This window comes from Archangium violaceum (assembly GCF_016887565.1).
In the GTDB taxonomy this organism is placed as follows: Bacteria; Myxococcota; Myxococcia; order Myxococcales; family Myxococcaceae; genus Archangium; species Archangium violaceum_B.
Map to the genome: position 1 here is coordinate 2,625,416 of NZ_CP069396.1, position 17,557 is coordinate 2,642,972.

At 68.6% G+C, this 17,557-nt stretch carries 17 protein-coding genes; 6 read left to right on the forward strand and 11 right to left on the reverse strand.

Translation table 11 applies throughout. The features are described from left to right. Window positions 1–12: 12 nt before the first annotated feature. The 3 genes from JRI60_RS10905 to JRI60_RS10915 all read right to left on the reverse strand — a co-directional run bounded on the left by JRI60_RS10905 (window position 13) and on the right by JRI60_RS10915 (window position 1,951). A complete protein-coding gene (locus JRI60_RS10905; protein WP_204225780.1) occupies window positions 13–873 on the reverse strand; it encodes a hypothetical protein in 861 nt (286 codons plus the stop codon). Between the two features lie 88 nt (window positions 874–961). Next, window positions 962–1,681, reverse strand: coding sequence for a hypothetical protein (locus JRI60_RS10910; RefSeq protein WP_204225781.1), 720 nt, complete (start codon window positions 1,679–1,681; stop codon window positions 962–964). Between the two features lie 9 nt (window positions 1,682–1,690). Beyond that, a complete protein-coding gene (locus JRI60_RS10915) occupies window positions 1,691–1,951 on the reverse strand; it encodes a molecular chaperone DnaJ (protein ID WP_204225782.1) in 261 nt (86 codons plus the stop codon). A 55-nt stretch (window positions 1,952–2,006) separates the two neighbouring features. Between JRI60_RS10915 and JRI60_RS10920 the strand changes: the two genes are divergently transcribed. Both JRI60_RS10920 and JRI60_RS10925 read left to right on the forward strand, forming a co-directional pair. Next, window positions 2,007–2,765 (forward strand): DUF4159 domain-containing protein, encoded by a 759-nt coding sequence (locus JRI60_RS10920; protein ID WP_204225783.1) that lies wholly within the window; start codon window positions 2,007–2,009, stop codon window positions 2,763–2,765. 24 nt (window positions 2,766–2,789) lie between these two features. Then, window positions 2,790–5,075, forward strand: coding sequence for a glutamine amidotransferase (locus tag JRI60_RS10925; RefSeq protein ID WP_204225784.1), 2,286 nt, complete (start codon window positions 2,790–2,792; stop codon window positions 5,073–5,075). Between the two features lie 554 nt (window positions 5,076–5,629). Here the strand turns inward: JRI60_RS10925 and JRI60_RS10930 are convergent. The 6 genes from JRI60_RS10930 to JRI60_RS10955 all read right to left on the reverse strand — a co-directional run bounded on the left by JRI60_RS10930 (window position 5,630) and on the right by JRI60_RS10955 (window position 10,688). Then, window positions 5,630–6,169: a GNAT family N-acetyltransferase gene (locus tag JRI60_RS10930; RefSeq protein ID WP_239470455.1), complete on the reverse strand. Its 540-nt coding sequence runs from the start codon at window positions 6,167–6,169 to the stop codon at window positions 5,630–5,632. A gap of 113 nt (window positions 6,170–6,282) precedes the next feature. Beyond that, the gene (locus JRI60_RS10935; RefSeq protein ID WP_204225785.1) at window positions 6,283–7,521 is read right to left on the reverse strand and encodes an ATP-binding protein; all 1,239 of its coding nucleotides are present in this window, start codon (window positions 7,519–7,521) and stop codon (window positions 6,283–6,285) included. A 2-nt stretch (window positions 7,522–7,523) separates the two neighbouring features. Beyond that, window positions 7,524–8,399: a tetratricopeptide repeat protein gene (locus JRI60_RS10940; RefSeq protein WP_204225786.1), complete on the reverse strand. Its 876-nt coding sequence runs from the start codon at window positions 8,397–8,399 to the stop codon at window positions 7,524–7,526. An 11-nt stretch (window positions 8,400–8,410) separates the two neighbouring features. Beyond that, a complete protein-coding gene (locus tag JRI60_RS10945; RefSeq protein ID WP_204225787.1) occupies window positions 8,411–8,905 on the reverse strand; it encodes a hypothetical protein in 495 nt (164 codons plus the stop codon). Between the two features lie 106 nt (window positions 8,906–9,011). Then, on the reverse strand, window positions 9,012–9,626 hold the full coding sequence (locus JRI60_RS10950; RefSeq protein WP_204225788.1) for a glutathione S-transferase family protein: 615 nt from the start codon (window positions 9,624–9,626) through the stop codon (window positions 9,012–9,014). A 123-nt stretch (window positions 9,627–9,749) separates the two neighbouring features. After that, the gene (locus JRI60_RS10955; RefSeq protein ID WP_204225789.1) at window positions 9,750–10,688 is read right to left on the reverse strand and encodes a LysR substrate-binding domain-containing protein; all 939 of its coding nucleotides are present in this window, start codon (window positions 10,686–10,688) and stop codon (window positions 9,750–9,752) included. Window positions 10,689–10,809: 121 nt separating this feature from the next. On the opposite strand from JRI60_RS10955, the gene JRI60_RS10960 reads away from it, so the two are divergent. After that, complete coding sequence (locus tag JRI60_RS10960; RefSeq protein ID WP_204225790.1) at window positions 10,810–11,547, forward strand: glutathione S-transferase family protein; 738 nt, start codon at window positions 10,810–10,812, stop codon at window positions 11,545–11,547. A gap of 146 nt (window positions 11,548–11,693) precedes the next feature. On the opposite strand, the gene JRI60_RS10965 is transcribed toward JRI60_RS10960, so the two are convergent. Next, on the reverse strand, window positions 11,694–12,767 hold the full coding sequence (locus tag JRI60_RS10965; protein WP_204225791.1) for a hypothetical protein: 1,074 nt from the start codon (window positions 12,765–12,767) through the stop codon (window positions 11,694–11,696). Between the two features lie 373 nt (window positions 12,768–13,140). Then, window positions 13,141–14,076: a LysR family transcriptional regulator gene (locus tag JRI60_RS10970; protein WP_204225792.1), complete on the reverse strand. Its 936-nt coding sequence runs from the start codon at window positions 14,074–14,076 to the stop codon at window positions 13,141–13,143. A 152-nt stretch (window positions 14,077–14,228) separates the two neighbouring features. Between JRI60_RS10970 and JRI60_RS10975 the strand changes: the two genes are divergently transcribed. The 3 genes from JRI60_RS10975 (at window position 14,229) to JRI60_RS10985 (ending at window position 17,508) form a co-directional block, all read left to right on the forward strand. Further along, window positions 14,229–14,597 carry a DUF1330 domain-containing protein gene (locus tag JRI60_RS10975; RefSeq protein ID WP_204225793.1) on the forward strand — a complete coding sequence of 123 codons (369 nt, stop codon included), beginning with the start codon at window positions 14,229–14,231 and terminating at the stop codon, window positions 14,595–14,597. Between the two features lie 197 nt (window positions 14,598–14,794). Then, window positions 14,795–15,811, forward strand: coding sequence for a hypothetical protein (locus JRI60_RS10980; protein WP_204225794.1), 1,017 nt, complete (start codon window positions 14,795–14,797; stop codon window positions 15,809–15,811). A gap of 389 nt (window positions 15,812–16,200) precedes the next feature. Further along, window positions 16,201–17,508 carry a ricin-type beta-trefoil lectin domain protein gene (locus tag JRI60_RS10985; protein ID WP_204225795.1) on the forward strand — a complete coding sequence of 436 codons (1,308 nt, stop codon included), beginning with the start codon at window positions 16,201–16,203 and terminating at the stop codon, window positions 17,506–17,508. The last annotated feature ends 49 nt before the right edge of the window (window positions 17,509–17,557 follow it).

Genomic DNA, 17,557 nt, shown 5'->3' on the forward strand with positions numbered 1-17,557 from the left:
TCATGTCCCGACTCACAGCGGCTCGATCTTCAGGTTGTCGAAGAAGAGCTGGGCCTCCCAGCTGGAGAACCCCAGGCGATCATGCCCGCTTCCCTCGAGGGGAATGGGGTCATCGAACTCCATGAACGGCTTGCCATCGATGGACCAGCGTAGCAGCGAGCCCCGGCGCTCGATACGCCAGTGATAGGTGCGGCCGATCTCCACCGGGTAGGGCTTGGCCTCCACGCGCATGTGCGTGTCCTTGCGGAAGACGCCCGTCTCCACCAGGCCCGCGCCCTGGCCTCCATTCTTCTCGGCCACGCGCTTGGCCTGGCGCTGGAGCGTTTCCAGCGGGGTGCCGTGCTCGTCCAGCCGCGCGATGATGGACAGCGAGTTGTTCCACCCGCCATGGATGAACACGTAGCCGGAGGCGTGGTCCGTGCCGTCGCCGAAGACCTCCACCTTGATGTCGCCCTCGGGGGACTCGGAGCGGACGTCGAACTCGATGGCCACGTCGCGCGGCAGCTTCGCCTGGAGCCACAGCGGGTTGTTCTTCACGCCGGGCGACAGCAGCTGCCCGTTCACCACGCGCCAGTGGCCGCCGGTGGAGAAGAAGTCGCGCTGCACCACGCCGGGGTCCGTGAAGTCCTGCTGGTAGGGCACGGTGGCGGTGGTGGCCGCCTCGCTCCGGAAGAGGGCGTAGTGGATGAGCGGGAACTGGATGGCGAGGATGACGCCGGCGAGCACCGCCCAGCCCCGGCGCGACAGCCCCTCGGGCTTCTTCCAGGGCAGGGGGGAACCGGCGTCCGCGCTCGCGGCGGGAGTACCCTCCGCATCGGGATGCGGTGGCTCCTTCGCCTCCGGGTTCTTCTCCTTGCGCTTGGCCTGGCCCATCGGTGTCGCTCGTCCCCCGAGGGGGGGTGCAGGGGGGCGCGGACTCTAAGCGCGGCCCCGGTTGGAGGTAAAGGTCGCTCCGAGGCGCCTACTCGCCACCCCGGGAGGCGCTCCAGCGCTTCTCCAGGGCTTTCTGCTCGGCCTTGCGCATCTTCAACCGCTGGCGCTCGGCGTTCTGCCGTTCGACCTCCTCGGGGGAGGGCCGTACGGCGATCTGGTAGACACTGCCGGCCAGGGCGAAGAGCCCCGCGGCGATGATGAGGCCCCAGGGCTGGCTGGCCATGGCGGTGACGAGCCCCCCGAACTGGTGCAGGGCCGCCAGCGCGCCGATGACGAGCATCCAGGCGCCCAGGATGGAGGCGAGGATGGCGGACACCTGCCGGTTGAGCACCGCGGCGACCAGGCCCCCGAGGATGAGGCCCGGCGCGAAGCCGACGAGGTAGTCCTTGGAGCCGGCGATCTCCCCACCGAGCAGCCCCACGGGGATGCCCACGCCGAGGTAGACGACGGCGGGAGGGAAGAGGAACCCCACCATGGCGAGCACCGCGGCGGCGGCGGCGGGCAGGCGTGGGTCGGTGCCGGCGACGCCGAACTTCGCGAGCAGCACACCCGTCCAGCCCATGCCGATGAGCGCGCCCATGGGGCCGGCCAGCACGCGGAAGAAGCGCCCGCCGCCGAAGAGCAGCAGCAGGAGCCCCAGCACGCAGCACACGATACCGGCCCACATGGGCAGCAGCCGGTAGATGGCCACCCAGCCGGAGGGATTGAAGGTCTGATAGGCCTTGAGGGCCGCGAGGTAGGCGTCCAAGACGGTGTCCTAGTAGCGCGTGGCGGCGAGGACCACGAGCAGCACGAGGATGAAGGCGGACAGAGCGGCGAAGCCGTAGAGGGCAGGGGGCGTGGTGGCGCGGCGCAGGAGCTCCTCGGCCTGGGCCTTGTCCTCGGGCTCGGGAGTGTCGGCCAGGATGCGCTCGGCCTCGCGTCGCGCGGCCACCACATCCCCCGAGTCCTTGAGCTTCCATGCCGCCTGCATCCGGGGGGAGGCAGGGTCTCTCGGCGTCTGTCCGCCTTTCGCCATGGGGGACCTCTATAGCGGGGAATGCAAGGGCGCGTCGACGGTATATAGAACCCCCATGCCCGCGCGCCCCCTCAGCCGACGACACCTCTTGCTCGGCGGTGCGGCGCTCGTCCCGCTGCTGGCCGGACGTGCGTCCGCTTTCGGAGAGAAGAGCCGTTTCATCCCCGCCGTTGCCCGGCACGGCGGCCGGTGGGACGCCCGACTGTCTGGACTCCGACGCATCGCGTGGGAGGTACAACGGCGCACCTCGGTGGAGGTGGTGCCGGACGCTCGCCCCTTCTCCCTGTCGAGCGCGGACCTCTTCGAGTACCCCTTCCTCTACCTGGGGAGCGATGGGGGCTTCCCGCCCTTCAGCAACGCCGAGGTGGAGAACCTGCGCCGCTATCTCACCTTTGGCGGCTTCCTCCTGGCGGACGCCAACGACGCCAGCGACGGGGACGGCTTCGATGCCAGCTTCCGGCGCGAGCTGGCGCGGGTGCTGCCGCAGAGCCCGCTGACCCCGGTGCCCTCCAGCCACGTGGTCTTCAAGAGCTTCTTCCTGTTGGACTCGGCGCCGGGACGGTTGCTCAACAAACCACAGTTGCTGTCGGCCAACATCGGCAAGAGGGCGGCGGTGATGTACTCGCAGAACGACGTGGCGGGTGCTTGGAGCCGCAGCGAGGCGGGAGACTACGAGTTCGACGTCTCCCCGGGCGGCGAGCCGCAGCGCGAGCTGGCCATCCGGTTGGGCATCAACCTGTGCATGTACGCGCTCTGCCTGGACTACAAGGACGACGCCGTCCACCTGCCGCTCATCCTCAACAAGCGCCGCTGACCCGAGAGGCCCTGGCCCACCTTCATGGACACCACACCCTTCAATGCCTGGAAGCTCGTCAGCCTCTCGCCGCTGCCCGTATGGGCGCTGGTGCTGCTGGGGGTGGGGGTGGCGCTCGGAGTGGGGTTGGCGGCATGGGGCGTGAGGCGCGAGCCCTCGCGGCTGCGGCGCTGGCCGTTGTGGCTGCTGCGCGCGGGGGCGGGGCTGGCGGCGCTCTTCTTCCTGCTGGAGCCGGGCATCCGCAACCTGCAGGTGGCGCGGATGAAGAACCGGGTGGCGGTGCTGGTGGACCGCTCGGCCTCGATGAACTTCCCGGTGGAGCCTGGGGGCATGACGCGCTCGGCGCAGGCGGCCGCCTTCCTGGAGAAGGCCGCGCCGGGGCTGGCGGCGTTGCAGGACCGGTACACGGTGGAGGTGTACGGCTTCGACCCGGAGCTGTCGCCCACCTCGGCCGAGACGCTGGCGAAGGAGCCGGCGCGTGCGGGCACGTCGGACCTGCTGTCGGCGCTGCGCTCGGTGGGCGCGGGGGCGCAGGGCTCGAAGAAGCTGGCGGGCGTGCTGATGGTGAGCGACGGCGCGGACAACGTGGAGCTGGCGGGAGGGGCGGTGGGCCGGGCGCGCGCGGCGCTGGCGGACCTGGGCGTGCCGGTGTCGACCTTCCTCGTGGGGAAGGAGGCGTTGAAGGACCTGGCCGTGGAGCGGGTGAAGGTGGATGACTTCGCCTTCGTGCGCAACTCCATCACGGTGGAGGTGCAGGTGCACGGCCGGGGCTTCTCGGGGCAGGACGTGCCGGTGGTGCTGAAGCAGGAAGGCAAGGTGGTGGCGAGCAAGACGGTGCGCTTCGAGTCCTCGGACGACGTGAAGCCGGTGGGCTTCACGTTCACGCCGGACCAGACGGGGCGCTTCGTCTACACGGTGAGCATGCCCGTGTATCCGGACGAGGCGGTGGGGGACAACAACACCCGCTCGTTCGTGCTGAAGGTGATTCGAGACCGCGTGCGCGTGTTGCTGGTGGTGGGCCGGCCCTCGTGGGACGAGCGCTTCCTGCGAGGCCTGTTGCGCCAGGATGCGAACGTGGACCTGGTGTCCTTCTACATCCTGCGGACGATGTCGGACGATCCGGGCGTGGTGAGCCAGGAGCGCGAGCTGTCGCTGATTCCCTTCCCGATGGAGGAGATCTTCGACACGAAGCTGGACACGTTCGACGTCGTCATCTTCCAGAACTTCGGCTACACGGACACGTCGCTGTCGATTGCCCAGTACGAGCGCAACCTGGAGCGCTACGTGCACAACGGCGGGGCGCTGGTGATGATTGGCGGGGACAGCGTGCTGGGCGAGGGCCGAGCGAACATGCCCACGCTGTACGAGTCCTTGCCGGTGGAGGGCGCGGGCCCGGCGAATCCAGAGCCCTTCAAGGTGCGGCTGACGCCCGAGGGCATGCGTCACCCGGTGACGGCGATGGCCTCTGGCGGGGCGAGCACGGAGACGGCATGGGCGGAGCTGCCGGCGATTCCGGGGGCGAACCTGACGAGGGCGAAGCCTGGGGCGACGGTGCTGATGGACCACCCGTTCATGACGGTGGACGGGAAGAACGCGCCGCTGGTGGCGGTGTGGGACTACGGGCGGGGCCGGGCGATGGTGGTGGCGACGGACGCGAGCTGGTACTGGGCGTTCACGGCGCACAAGGAAGGCTCGCCGAGCCGCACGTATGACCGGTTCTGGGGCAACGCGCTGCGCTGGCTGGTGAGGGATCCGGACCTGACGACGCTGAACGTGACGGCGGATCCACCGTCGGTGGAGCCTGGGAAGCCGGTGGGGGTGGTGGTGTCGTCGAGGACGTCGGACTACCAGCCGGCGCAGGACGCGCAGGTGCGGGTGGAACTGGTGTCGGTGGACACGCAGAAGCCGGTGGCGGTGCAGGTGGGGCAGACGGGACCGGACGGGGTGGTGCGGCTGGAGTTCGCGCCGCCGGCACCGGGCCCATACAAGCTGGTGGCGACGGCGAAGAAGGGCGAAACGGACCTGGGGAAGGGCGAGGACGCGGTGGCGGTGCGAGCGGTGGGTCCGGAGCTGTCGGACGCGTCGGTGCGGCCGGAGCTGATGGAGCAGATCGCCAGATACACGAAGGGCAAGGCGTTCCGGCTGCCGATGAGTGGGCTGCCGGATGACGTGCCGCTGTTGGATCCACCGGTGGTGGAGGTGGGTCGGGCGAAGGATCGGCCGTTGTGGGATCGCTGGTACTACCTGGTGGCGCTGGTGGGGCTGCTGGGAGCGGAGTGGTTCCTGCGCCGCCGTTTCGGGTACGTGTGAATCACGCCTCACCACTCACCACCAACCCCTCTCCCTTCGGGAGAGGGACGGGGTGAGGGTATCGGAAGGACGCGGGTTCGAATCCCACCACGGTTCTTTCATTGACAGGCTGATTCCGCATGCCCAATCCTGGGATTCCACTCGGAGTCCCAGGATTTCTCATGCTGCGTCGTCATTTGCTTGCGTTTGCAGTTGTGCTCACCACTGTCACCACGGGTTGTGGGGGGGTCGAGTCCGAGCAGCAGGTTTCGCCCGAGGGTGCTGCCGCTCAGAACGAAGCCCTCGCCACCTCGTGCGAGGCCATCAACTACACCCTCTGCCGCCAGGACGGACTCGAGACCACGTGTGTCTTCAACAGTGGCGCGCCTGGGTTCTGCCAGTGCTCGAGCCGTCGCTGGGCGTGTTGGGTCGAGACCCAGTAGGCGTTGTCGCCGGAGGCCTCCAGTTCCCCGCCAGAGCGCGGTGTCCGGCACGAAGGTGCCGGGCGCCCCTGACCCGGAGTGAGCTGGAGGCCTGCTCGCCGTTGACGTGGAAACCCGTTGCGCCCCGGCCGCTCACCTGGCCCTGGGGAGCCTCTCGAACATCAGCGTTGGCTCGCCCTTGTACGTGCCGCGTGAGAACTCGCGGAACCCGCACTTGTTCGCGACCTTGATGGACGCCTCGTTCCCCGGGTCGATGATGCACACCACACGCTCCGGACCGAACCTGCCCTCCGCCCACGTCAGCGCCGCGCGCACGGCCTCCGTGGCGAACCCCTTTCCGTGTGCCCACGGAGCCAGGGCCCATCCCGCCTCCTTGGACCCGCCGAATGAGGGCTCGATGTCCCGTCGGAAGTCCGCGAGGCCCACCTCGCCGACGAACCGGCCCGTGCTCTTCTCGCGCACCACCCAGAACCCGAACCCCATCAATTGCCAGTGGCCCACGTAGCGCAGCAGGCGGGACCACATCTCCTCGCGGGTGGACGGCTTGCCGCCGATGTATCGGGTGACCTTCGGATCTCCCCACATGGCGAGGGCTTCCTCGAAGTCCTCGCGTCGCGGGCAGCGCATCGTGAGGCGCTCGGTGTCGATGGCGGAAGTAACGAGAGTGTCCAAGGATTTCACTCCTGTGCGTTCAGGGGAACGTGACACTCCGATAGACGCGGCACAACCCCATATCAATATCGCGCTGGTGAAGCCGGGTCTCGGTCTGCACCCCGGCAGTGGGCTCACACCAGCAGGCGGTGCGTCTTGAGGTACGCCTCCACGTCGCGGTAGGCGCCGTCCCCGCCATACTTCACCAGGTTCTTCGCGGTGCGCAGCCAGTCCAGGGTGGAGGGCTGGCTGGCGCGCGCGGCCTCCATCAGGTCCGCCTGGGTGAGGGGGCGCTCCACGCCGCGCTCCACGATGTCGGCGAGCACGCGCTCCTTGGCTTCCTCGATGATGCCATCGATGTCCGCGCCCGAGGCATGGGCCGTCACCTGAGCCAGCGCGAGCGGCTCGATCGCCTCGGTGGGGAGTCCGCGCAGCTTCTGCTGGAACATCTCCACGCGCGCCTCCGCGTCCGGCGGCGGGACGAAGACCTGCTTGTCGAAGCGGCCCGGGCGCTTCATGGCATTGTCCACGTCCCAGGGCATGTTGGTGGCCGCCAGCACGAGGATGCGCTCGTTGTTCCCCGCCATGCCGTCCAGTTGGTTGAGGAACTCGTTCACCAGCGCGCGGGTGTGCTCGCTGCTCGCCTTGGAGCGGGAATAGGCGAGCGCATCCAGCTCGTCGAAGAAGAGCACCGCGGGGCGCTGGCCGCGGGCCTTCTCGAAGAGGGCGGCGAGGTTCCGCTCGCTCTCGCCCATCCACATGTTGAGCACGTCGCTGATGCCCACGGAGATGAAGGTCGCCTTGCACTCCCCGGCGATGGCGCGGGCGATGAGCGTCTTGCCGCACCCCGGGGGCCCGTAGAGCAGCAGCCCCCCGCCGGTCTTCTTGGCGAAGCGCGCGAAGAGCCCCGGCTTGAGGAACGGCTCCACGATGCGCAGCCGGATGGTGCGCTTGAGCTCCTCCATGCCCACGATGTCGGCGAAGCGCACCGTTCCCGAGACGCTCAGCGGCACCACTTCCGCCATCGGCGGCTCCACGGGCGCCTCGCCCTGCACCACCCGCAGGCTGGGCTGGACGCGCGCCGCTCCCAGGGCCTGGGCGAGCTCCGCGTCCTCGGTGAACCCCTCCAGCCCGCGCGCCTCGGCGTAGGCGCGCCGCGCCGCCTCGGTGTCTCCGGCCTTCCACGCGCAGCGCGCCACTCCCAGGGCGAAGGCCGCCTGGGCGGGGGCCTGCTTGCGCAGCAGCTCGTACTGGCGGAGGGCCGTGCCGTGCTCGCCGGCCTCGAGCAACTGCTGGGCGTACTCAGCCCGGAGGGCGGTGTCGAAAGGGTCGGAGGCCAGCAGGCGCTCCAGCTCGGTGCGTGGACGCATCATCCCTAGAATCCTCTCCAGCGAAGCCATCGGCGCAGCAGCGGCGGTTGAACCCAGGAGTAGAGGGCGTAGAGCAGGAACGCCAGCCCCAGCGCGGCTCCCAGGCCGGGGGCCACCCGGCGCAGCCCCAGCAGCCCGAAGGTGGCTACCCCCCACATCACCATGCTCGCTCCCCAGCCGAAGCGCAGCAGGGGCCAGATCGGCAGCGAGCTCCAGTGCGTGATGGCGCGCAGCTGCACCAGCGCCTCCAGCGCCTCCGGGTCCGAGGGCCGGGCCCGAAGCAGCTCCCGCGCCACCTGGAAGGCCTCCGGGTAGCGGTGCTGCGACTGCAGAACGGTGAGCAGTGCCCAGGCCACCGCCTCCGTATCGGGAGAGCCGCGCACCAGCTCCGCCACCCGGGCCGTCGCCCCGTCGAGCCGTCCCTGCACCACGGAGACGAGCGCGTCGAGGAGGCGGGCCAACTCGAGGGCGGGGTCCAGCCGCAGCGCCTCGTCCACCAGCGCGCGGGCCTTCTCCACGTGCAGGGTCTCCAGCATCAGCCGCGCGTAGAGCGCGTAGAGGAGCGCCTCCTCGGGCAGCTCGCGCAGCAGGGAGAGCACCTCCTGCTCGGCCTCCGCGTAGCGCCTGGCCTTCAGGAGCAGCTGGAAGCGCAGCACCCGCGCCCCGGTGTGCTCCGGCGCGCGCCCCAGCACCTCGGCGACCCAGCGCTCGGCCTCCGCGTGCCGGCCCGCGCCGTGCTCCACGCGTGCGGCAAGGAAGAGCAGCTCCGCGTTGTCCGGGGCCTCCCGCAGGGGGGAGGCCAGCAGCCGGCGGGCATCGTCGAAGCGCTCCACGTCGAGCAGGTGCTCGACCTGGCGGGAGGTCTCGGGAGCAAGACTCATGGGCGGAGCCCTCAGCGCAGGAAGACGGCGAGGCCAACCACCGCCCCGTGTACCAGCATGGCGACGAGCAGGGCGGGCACCACCGTGCCCCAGGGCCTGGCGTAGCCGAGGCTCGACATGTCCGCGGCGCGGAAGTGCGCGCGCATGGGCAGGTAGCACGCGCCCCACGCGAGCATGCCGAGGAGGTTGTTGCCACGGCGGACCATCAGGGAGCTCCGCACCCCCGAAGGCATCCACTCGGCGGCGAGATCGGGGCGCGCGATCGTCACGAAGGAGACCACGAGCGCCACCACGCCGAGCAGCGCCGCGGCGGCGAGCACCGGCATCGCGCGGTCGAGGCGGCCCAGCCGCCGGAAGTTGGCGGCCATCACGTACAGCGCGGCCCACGGTCCGCCGAAGAAGGCGGTGAGGAAGGTGGCGCGCTGGGAAAGCAGCGCCTGCTGGGGAGCGGACTCCGTCAGGGTGGGCTGCAGCAGGGCATTCGTGTGCGGCTCGGAGAGGGACATGGGGGTGGGCAGTGTAGTGCCTCCCGGAGCCGGAGCGAAAAGGAACGGGCGTGGGGCCCCTGCCGGAGGGGCGGTGTCTCACGGCTGTGGTCGAACCCACCTCGCCTCATCCCGAGACGGCCCTCCGCACCGCCGGGCGTTGCACGTGGCGCTTGACGTACTCCACCAGCCGCGGATGCCCGTCGAGCAGCTTCAGCGTGTGTGCCAGGTGGAGGATGGAGGCCATCACCACATCGGCGGCGGTGAAAGCCCCTCCCACCAGGAATTCACTGCCGCCGAGGCCCATGTCGAGGAGGTCGAGCACGGCCTCGAGGCGGGTCCCGTGCCTGGCGAGTTCTTCATTCGCGTGCGCGCTGGCCTTCTTCTCCTCGGGCAGCTGCGCGTGCCAGTAGAAGGCCATCACCGCGGGATCGAGGCTCACCTCGGCGAAGGCCATCCATTGATAATAGGGGCCGCGCTCCGCGGAACCCATCGGCGGCGCCAGCTGCTTCTCCGGGAACCGGTCGGCCAGGTAGAGGCAGATGGCCAGGGACTCGAGCAGCGTGACTTCCCCATCCACCAAGGCGGGGACTTCGCCCAGAGGATGCACCGCCAGGTATTCGGGGGGGTTGTTCTCCTGTCGGGTGAGCTCGAGCTTGACCAGCTCGTAGGGCACCCCGAGCTCCTCCAGCAGCCATCGGGGACGGACTGCTCGGGTTCTGGGGGCAAAGTAGAGCTTCATGTGTGCACTCCTGAAGGTGGCGGGAGGCGTCACCATGCGGCGGCCAGGGCTCCCAGACAATGCGGCTACGGGCGAACTCATTGTCAGGCTAGGCTTGACGGTCTGCCCTCGGGCCGGGCCTCATCAAGCAGGTCGACGAGTCTCGCCTTCAACAGGCCTTCCATCCTTCTCATGCATCACGCTGAGACTCTCGATCAGGAAATCCACCGTCGCCCGAACGCCGGGCAACTGGCCGCGCCGGTGGGGCATCAGGAGGGTCGTCGTGACGGTCCCCGCCTCCCACTCGGGTAGTACCCGGACCAACTCGCCCGATCGCAGGGACGCACGACAGAAGCTCTCGGGCAGACAGGCCACGCCGAGACCGGCCTTAGCGGCTCCCAGCAGCACGGTCGATTCGTTGGCCACCATAACGGTGATCGGGCTGATCTCGACGCGCTCGTCCGCGGAGCCGCGCAGGCGCCAGCCGGTCGAGCCCGGCGCGTTCACGAGGCCGTCATGGCGCCCGAGATGCTCGGGCCGCTCCAGCGGCTCCCGCGCCGCCAGGTAGCCGGGTGCGGCCACGAGGATGATGGGCTCGCTCACGAGCTGCCGCTGTACCAGACCCGAGGCTGGAAGCGGTGCGAAGTGGGAGCGCACCGCGATGTCGTAGCCCTCCTGCACGACATCCACGAAACGATCGGTCACGTCCAGATGCACCCGCAGCTTGGGATAGGTGCGCGCGAGCTTCGGCAGTTGCTCGGCCAGGTAGAGCTGTGCCGTTGGCACGCTCGCGGTCAGCCGAACGGTACCGCCAGGCTCGGCGACGCGCCTGCGCACCACCTGCTCGGCGGCCTCCGCTTCGATCAGCACCGCGCGCGCGTGCTCGTGGAAATCACGCCCGACCTCGGTGAGCGTGAAGCTGCGCGAGGTGCGATGGATGAGCCGGGCATTGAGGCTCGCCTCGAGTTCCGCCACCCGCTTGCTGATGGTCGCCTTCGGCACGCCGAGACGACGCGCCGCCGCCGCGAAGCCGCCGTGTTCGACCGCGGCCACGAAGAGCACCAGGTCATTGAGGTTGAGCATCGAGGTCCCAAAGTACACATGCGTAGACGCTGCGTCACCGTTCTGCCCTCTACCCGGTCAAAGTCCACCGCGACAGAGTGATGGCACCCGAATCAACGGGCTTTCGACCACGGAGAATCTCGTGACTCCCATCCTCTTCTACGGTGTCCCGTCAGGCTGTTCGTTCGGCTCCATCGTCGCGCTTGAGTGGCTCGCGCGGCCCTATCGGCTTTGCCGCATCGAGATGCCGGGCGTCGTCACGAGCGACACGTACAAGCACATCAACCCCATCGCGGAGACTCCCTCCCTGATGAAGGCCGACGGCAGGGTCATCAGCGAAACCATCGCCATCATGAATCACCTCGGCACGCTCGGTATCGACCGGCGGCTCGCCTTCCCCCAAGGCACTCACGACTTCGACCGCTGGAACCAGATGTTGGCCTTCCTCAACACGACCTTCTTCGGCTCGTTCAGCCCGCTCTGGTATGCCTACGAGCACGAGCTGGAGCCGGAGGCGAAGAAGGCGCTGACCGCTTACGGTCGGGCCAGGGTCCAGAAAGCCCACGCCAGACTCGAGGCCCTGCTCGGCGACCGCCCCTGGCTGCTCGGCGAGCACCGCACCCTGGTGGATGCCTACTTCATCGGCATCGCCCGCTGGACCGAGTACCACCACGTGGTCGACCGCCGTGCATTCCCGAACCTGCAGCGGCTCTTCGAGAAGCTCGAGGCCGATCCGGCCGTGAAGTTCGCCCACGCGATCGAACAGCAGCGGCCGGCCGTCTCGGCGGGTGGCTTCGAAGGCGAGGTTCGTCTCGAAGAAGCGGTGGCACATCCATCCCACCATCAGGTTGCGGCAGTGCGAATCACCCAGCACCCCTGAAGGGAACGGGCGGGAGCAGAGAGGCAGAGATGGACTGGGGACATTCTGGCCGTCCCGGGCCAGCTGCTCCGCGATGAGAAAGGATGCGGCGCAGACATACGAAAACGCCACCTGCGACGAGCTGCCGCGGGTCGCGTTCTCGAGCCTTACGGGTGCGGCACCACCACGGAAGTCTTCACGCCGTTGATGTCTCCCTTGACGTTGCCCGACCAGTCGGCGTAGGTGACGCCGCAGCTCGTGCTACACGTCGTGGTCTCTCCCCAGTGGTTCGGACCGAACACGTTGTTGCGAAAGACGAGTCCTTCACCGTTCTCGACACCCACGTCGAATGCCCCGAGAGAGATGAAGTTGCCCTCGGCGACGTAGTTGCGCAACACCGTGCCATCGGCTCCCTGCGTGAACAGCACTGCGGTGATCGCCTGCCAGTAGTTGTTCACGGGTTGCCCGGTCCCGGCATTGAAGCCCGGCTCGAGACGGTTGTTCCGAATCGTGACCGGACCGCTACCGCCGTACGGGAACACACCACCCGTGTGCGCCTCCGATGGATCGGCCAGGTGAGCGATGTAGTTGTCGTGCAACCAGCTGTTCTCGATGGTGGTGTTCTCCCCGCAGAGACACATGCCACCACTGTTCGCCACGTCCACACGGTTCATGTTGATGTAGCAGTTCGGAGCGCATCCGTTCGTGGCGTGATCCGTGAGGGCGGCGTTGGTTCCGCCGAGCGGCACGGGTTCCGGACGAATGGTGGTGTCTATGATGTTGAGCGTGAGTCCACCGTTCGAGTTGTTGAGGATGCTCCGTTGGTTGGTCCCCGCGGGAGGCGCGATGATCGAGTTCTTGATCGTCACCGTGCCCGAGCAGTTCGTTCCGAGGTAGATGAATCCGCGGATGTAGACGTGGTCGAGTACAACGGATCCGCAGGTATAGAGGTCGTATTCGCCGTTTGGTGGTGAGATCTCCGTGTAGCCGGCCGGCACCGGAAGATGGGCGTCGGTTTGGCTGTACGTTCCGACACCCGGCGCACCGACACTCCAACGATCAGGAAACGTGTTCCCGGAACTGGATGCTGTGGTCGTCGTGGTCGGCTGCGCGGTCGTCGTTGGAGTCGTTGCCGAGGCATCCCCCATGGTCGCCCCGCCGACAACCAGGAGCGCCCCCAAGGCGACGATTCCCAGGGTCCGTCGTTTCCGCCTTCCATGCATCCATGCACGCTGGAACATCCTCGAGCCCCTTTCTTGCTTTCAGGTCTTCTCAAGGTAATGAGGATTATGATGTCTGTCACGTATCGGGAGCGTGACGGTGCCCGGTTTCTCAATGGCGGCGAGCGCAGCGCGCTTCAGATAGTGGCCGGGGTCCTCGTCCGAGGGTGACGTGCTGGCCGAGAGCACCGCGGCGCCCTCGCTTCGCATCCGAGACGCCCTTCCGAGGGGGATGCCGCCTGGCTCGCAGTCCCCGGGAGAGTCCGAGGACCCTCGCTCCTCGTCTGCAAGCCGTGACGGTCCTGCCGCGAGGGCAACACTGCCCTGCCCGCCCGAGGGCTACAGCGACCGCGCGCACGCTGCCAGAGTCGTCGGCATGTCAAGACGCTGCGGGTCAGAGGAGATCGGAGAAGTCCGGGGCGCGCGCGCTCAGGAAGGCCATCAGCGTGGCGAGGCGACCGGGCGTCAGCCGGCGATCCCGGCGCAGCATGACCACGCTCGCGGCGGCGCCGCGGAAATCAGCGAGGACCTCGACTGCCGCGCCGTTCCGGAGCGAGGCGGCCGCGAGGTAGAGCGGGACGCATGCGATGCCGCCGCCCGCGAGCATCGTACCCCAGACGGCTTCGCCGTCGTCGAACGCGAACCGCGCCCGTGGCTGGTAGGTCTCCCCGATCGTGCCGGCCACCGTCCGGTGGGGCCACGGCTGGATCCGTCCGCTCTGGGGGTTCCGGAACCTGACGAGGTCGTGCTCGTCGAGCTCCGCGATCGTCCGCGGCGCGGGTCGCCGGGCGAGGTAGCTCGGCGCGGCGCAGATCACCCACGGGCACGTGAACCAGGTTTGATGGATGTGGCCTGGCAGACCGACGAGGGAGCCGGATCGGATCGCGAGGTCGATGCCGCCGTCGGCAAGATCGAGGATCTCGTTCGTCGCGCGGACGTCGAGCTGGATCTCGGGATGAAGCCGCGCGAGCTCGCCGAGCATCGGCACGAGGACGTGCCGGACGAACCCCACCGCCGCGGTGATGCGCACGACGCCGGCGTCGCCGCTGCCTCTGGCCTGCCCGGCCGCTTCCTCGAAGGCCTCCGCCGCGCGCACGGCCTCGCGCGCCGGCTCGAGCAGCGCCTCTCCGGCCTCGGTGAGAGAAAGCGCGTGGGTCGACCGGTGGAGGAGCCGCACGCCGGCGCCCTCCTCGAGCCGGGTAAGCGCCTTCGACACGCTCGCCGCCGACATCCCGAGGCGGCGACCGGCCTCGGCGACCGAGCCGGCGTCCACCACGGCGATGAAGCATCGCAGCTGCGGAACGGAGACCTCGAAGTCGATGGCGCTCATGGACCGCGGCGGTGTACCGCGCGAGCGTCGGGCACCGCAAGGCGCGGGCGCTCCTCGTCTCGGTCGGGCTCTTCCTCGCGACGGGCTGCGCCGCTACCGCACATCTTCAGCAACGTACCGAAGCAGACTCTCGAGTAACGAAAGGAATCCAAATGATTGCGTTCACTCCCGCCGATCTCGATCGCTTCCTCCGCGAGGACGACGGCGCGCCGGTCGTCATGCTCAACCTGCTCCGCTTCCGCCCCGACGGCGGACGGGAGCGTTACTTCGAATACCTGCAGCTGGCGGGTCCGCTCGTCGCGCGCTACGGCGCGGAGATCCTCTACGCGGGCGACGGCACGACGCCGCTCGCGGCGGAGCCGGGCCAGGCCTGGGACACCGTCGCCCTGGTCCGCTATCCGAGCCGGCGCGCCTTCGCGGACATGCTCGCCGATCCGGAGTACGCGGTCGCTGATCCCGTGCGCATGTCGGCGCTCTCGGAGGCGGTCCTGCAGCCCACGCGTAGTATCTTGCCGGCCTGAGCGTACGAAAGCGAAACGCCGCGGTCGTCTCGAACCGCGGCGCTGGCCCCTCTGCACCAGCCCTCACCCTCGACAGGCCATCTATTCGCCCTATGCGTTGCGAGGTCCACTGGGCACCAGCGCCTTCACCCCTTCACAAATAGCACTCGCCCGGGAGCGGCTCCCCCGTTAAGAGGCCTCTCAGACCAGAGCCGCGAATGACGATCGATCTCGAGAAGCTTGCCGCCGTTCCCAGCCCCATCCCACCCCGGAGCGCAGAGGTCGAGCGTGGGGTTGCCGATTCCGTCGCCTACCTCGGCTCGGATGCCGCGCTGCACAGCATCGAGCGCGATCCGTACTGGCCCAAGTGGAACTCCCCGTGGTGGCACATGCTGCTGCTCCACGAGCTCGGCGAAGCACGCCAGATCCCCTCGCGCACCTCCGCGGCGATGGCCGCGAGGATCGATCGCCTCTTGCACCTCTTCCCGATCCACCCGAGCGATGCTCCGGGTGCGGACACGCAGCGCGACAGTGCCTGTCATTGCGCCCTCGGCACGATGTACCCGGTGCTCGCCGCGTGCGGCATCGACGTCGAGCGGACGCTGCCCTGGGTCAAACCCTGGTTCGTGCGGTACCAGATGGCCGATGGCGGCCTCAACTGCGACAACACCGCGTACCTCCAGACCGGCGAGTGCCCCAGCTCGATGGTCGGGACTGTCGCGCCGCTCGAGGCCATGCTGCTCGGCGGAGCCGGAGCGAGCGAGCAGCGCGCCTTTGCCACTCGCGCCGGTGGCTTCCTGATTGACCGTGCCCTCATTCACGACTCGCGGACCGTGCACAACGCCGAGGAGCGCGGTGCGGCGGTGGCCTGGCGCGCGCTCACGTTCCCGCGCTTCTACTTCTACGACGTGCTGCGCGGACTGGCCGCCCTGGTGCGGTGGGCCGAGGCAACCGAGCAGCGGCTGCCGGAGGCCGCGGCCGCCACCGTCGTCAATGCCCTCGTCGAGCGCTGGCCCGACGGCGTCGTGCGCGTCGAGCGCCAGGCCCATGCCGGGATGACCACCATCCTCCCGACGGCCGATCGCTCGCCCAGCCCGCGTGCGCAGGCCTCGACGTTCCCGCTGCTCGATGCGGTGAGCAGGCTGGGCGAGCCGTCCGAGGCGCTGACGCGGCAGTGGTCCGAGGCCCGCGCCGGCTTGCTCCGGCTCGCCCGCGCGGGGCGCCTCGTCACCTAGCCGTGCTCATTCGAGCTCCACGATGCAGGCCGCGGCCCATGGCGGTCCGTTCAAGAAGACCGTGATCCGGCCATGAGCCGCCTCCCCCAGGTCATGGGCCTGTGATGAGGTAGGACACCGTGCCGCTGCAGCTGAGGAGAAGCACCCGGCACGGACGACGTAGGTCCCCGCTCCGCCCGAGGGCACGGTGTAGCTCAGATAGGAGAGCAGACCGCCGCAGCTGTCGTCATTGGCGGTGACCTGCGCCCCCGCACCGTCGTTGAGCCGCAAGTAGGTGTCTCCTCCTGTGTTCTTGGATACACGGCGTGAAGGCGTTCAAGAAGGCTGGGAGGGCCGGGCCTGTATTCCTCGAAAACCCGAAAAAAGCCGTGGCTGCCTCTCTTCCAGCCATGACTCCACGGTTCGTCACCTCCCTCGCCGCGGCGCTGTCGATCGCCGCCCTTCCCCTGGCCTCCTCCGCCCTCGCGGCGCCCAACATCACCAGCCCCATCAAGGGGCTCGCGGGCAAGTGCGTCGACGTGCCCAACGGCAACACCGCCAATGGCACCCGCATCCAGCTCTGGGATTGCAACGGCACCAACGCCCAGAGCTGGTCCTTCGTCGCCGATGGCACCCTCCGCGCCTTCGGCAAGTGCCTGGACGTGTCCAACTCCGGCACCGCCAATGGCACCGCCATCCAGCTCTGGGATTGCAACGGCACCAACGCCCAGCAGTGGATCCACACCGCCGCCAATGATCTGGTCAATCCCCAGGCCAACAAGTGCCTGGACGTCACGGACGGCAACAGCGCGAGCGGCACGAAGCTCCAGCTCTATGACTGCAACGGCACCGGCGCCCAGAAATGGACCGCCAACGTGCGCCCCGTCAACAGCCGCCGCACCGTCGTCTACTACCAGACCCAGTATGTCAATGGCGTGTACGTGTCGCCGCTCGGCCTGACGAACAACAACACCCGCGTCACCGACGTCATCGTCGCCGCCATCCACCTCAACTCCCCCACCCAGGTGCACCTCAACGACCATCCGCCGAGCGACGCCAGGTTCACCCAGATGTGGGCGGATCTCTCGGCCATGCAGGCCCGGGGCGTGCGCGTGCTCGGCATGGTGGGCGGTGCCGCCCAGGGCAGCTTCCAGCGCCTGGACACCGACTTCAACACCTACTACCCCATCCTCAAGAACATCATCACCACGTACAAGCTGGATGGCGTGGACCTGGACGTCGAGGAGTACATGTCGCTGGCCGGCATGGAGCGCCTCATCCGCGCCCTGCGCGCCGACTTCGGCCAGAACTTCGTCATCACGCTGGCCCCCGTGGCCACCGCGCTCTACGGCGGCGGCAATCTCTCCGGCTTCAACTACGAGCAGCTCTACCAGAGCGTGGGCTCGCAGATCTCCTGGTTCAACGCCCAGTTCTACAATGGCTGGGGTTACATGGGCACGCCCTCGGGCTACCAGACCATCGTCAACCGTCGCGTCATCCCGGCGCAGAAGGTCGTGGCCGGCATGCTGAGCAACCCCGGCAACGGTGGCTCGGGTTACGTGGACATCACCACCGCGCAGAACACCGTGCGCAGCCTCGTGGTCTCGTACCAGGAGTTCGGTGGCGTCGCGAGCTGGGAGTACTTCAACTCGCTGCCCGGTGACCGCGCCGCCCCCTGGCAGTGGGCGGGCACCATGTCCTCGGCCATGGGCCGCTAGACGTTCATCCCGCCACGCGGTGGCGCGCTCAAATCGACGCGCCAACGCG

What these genes read in the sequence shown, in the direction of transcription:
- JRI60_RS10905 (WP_204225780.1), bottom strand. Translation starts at nt 873, where the DNA reads ATGGGCCAGGCCAAGCGCAAGGAGAAGAACCCGGAGGCGAAGGAGCCA.
- JRI60_RS10915 (WP_204225782.1), bottom strand. Translation starts at nt 1,951, where the DNA reads ATGGCGAAAGGCGGACAGACGCCGAGAGACCCTGCCTCCCCCCGGATG.
- JRI60_RS10920 (WP_204225783.1), top strand. Translation starts at nt 2,007, where the DNA reads ATGCCCGCGCGCCCCCTCAGCCGACGACACCTCTTGCTCGGCGGTGCG.
- JRI60_RS10925 (WP_204225784.1), top strand. Translation starts at nt 2,790, where the DNA reads ATGGACACCACACCCTTCAATGCCTGGAAGCTCGTCAGCCTCTCGCCG.
- JRI60_RS10935 (WP_204225785.1), bottom strand. Translation starts at nt 7,521, where the DNA reads ATGATGCGTCCACGCACCGAGCTGGAGCGCCTGCTGGCCTCCGACCCT.
- JRI60_RS10940 (WP_204225786.1), bottom strand. Translation starts at nt 8,399, where the DNA reads ATGAGTCTTGCTCCCGAGACCTCCCGCCAGGTCGAGCACCTGCTCGAC.
- JRI60_RS10945 (WP_204225787.1), bottom strand. Translation starts at nt 8,905, where the DNA reads ATGTCCCTCTCCGAGCCGCACACGAATGCCCTGCTGCAGCCCACCCTG.
- JRI60_RS10950 (WP_204225788.1), bottom strand. Translation starts at nt 9,626, where the DNA reads ATGAAGCTCTACTTTGCCCCCAGAACCCGAGCAGTCCGTCCCCGATGG.
- JRI60_RS10955 (WP_204225789.1), bottom strand. Translation starts at nt 10,688, where the DNA reads ATGCTCAACCTCAATGACCTGGTGCTCTTCGTGGCCGCGGTCGAACAC.
- JRI60_RS10965 (WP_204225791.1), bottom strand. Translation starts at nt 12,767, where the DNA reads ATGTTCCAGCGTGCATGGATGCATGGAAGGCGGAAACGACGGACCCTG.
- JRI60_RS10970 (WP_204225792.1), bottom strand. Translation starts at nt 14,076, where the DNA reads ATGAGCGCCATCGACTTCGAGGTCTCCGTTCCGCAGCTGCGATGCTTC.
- JRI60_RS10975 (WP_204225793.1), top strand. Translation starts at nt 14,229, where the DNA reads ATGATTGCGTTCACTCCCGCCGATCTCGATCGCTTCCTCCGCGAGGAC.
- JRI60_RS10980 (WP_204225794.1), top strand. Translation starts at nt 14,795, where the DNA reads ATGACGATCGATCTCGAGAAGCTTGCCGCCGTTCCCAGCCCCATCCCA.
- JRI60_RS10985 (WP_204225795.1), top strand. Translation starts at nt 16,201, where the DNA reads ATGACTCCACGGTTCGTCACCTCCCTCGCCGCGGCGCTGTCGATCGCC.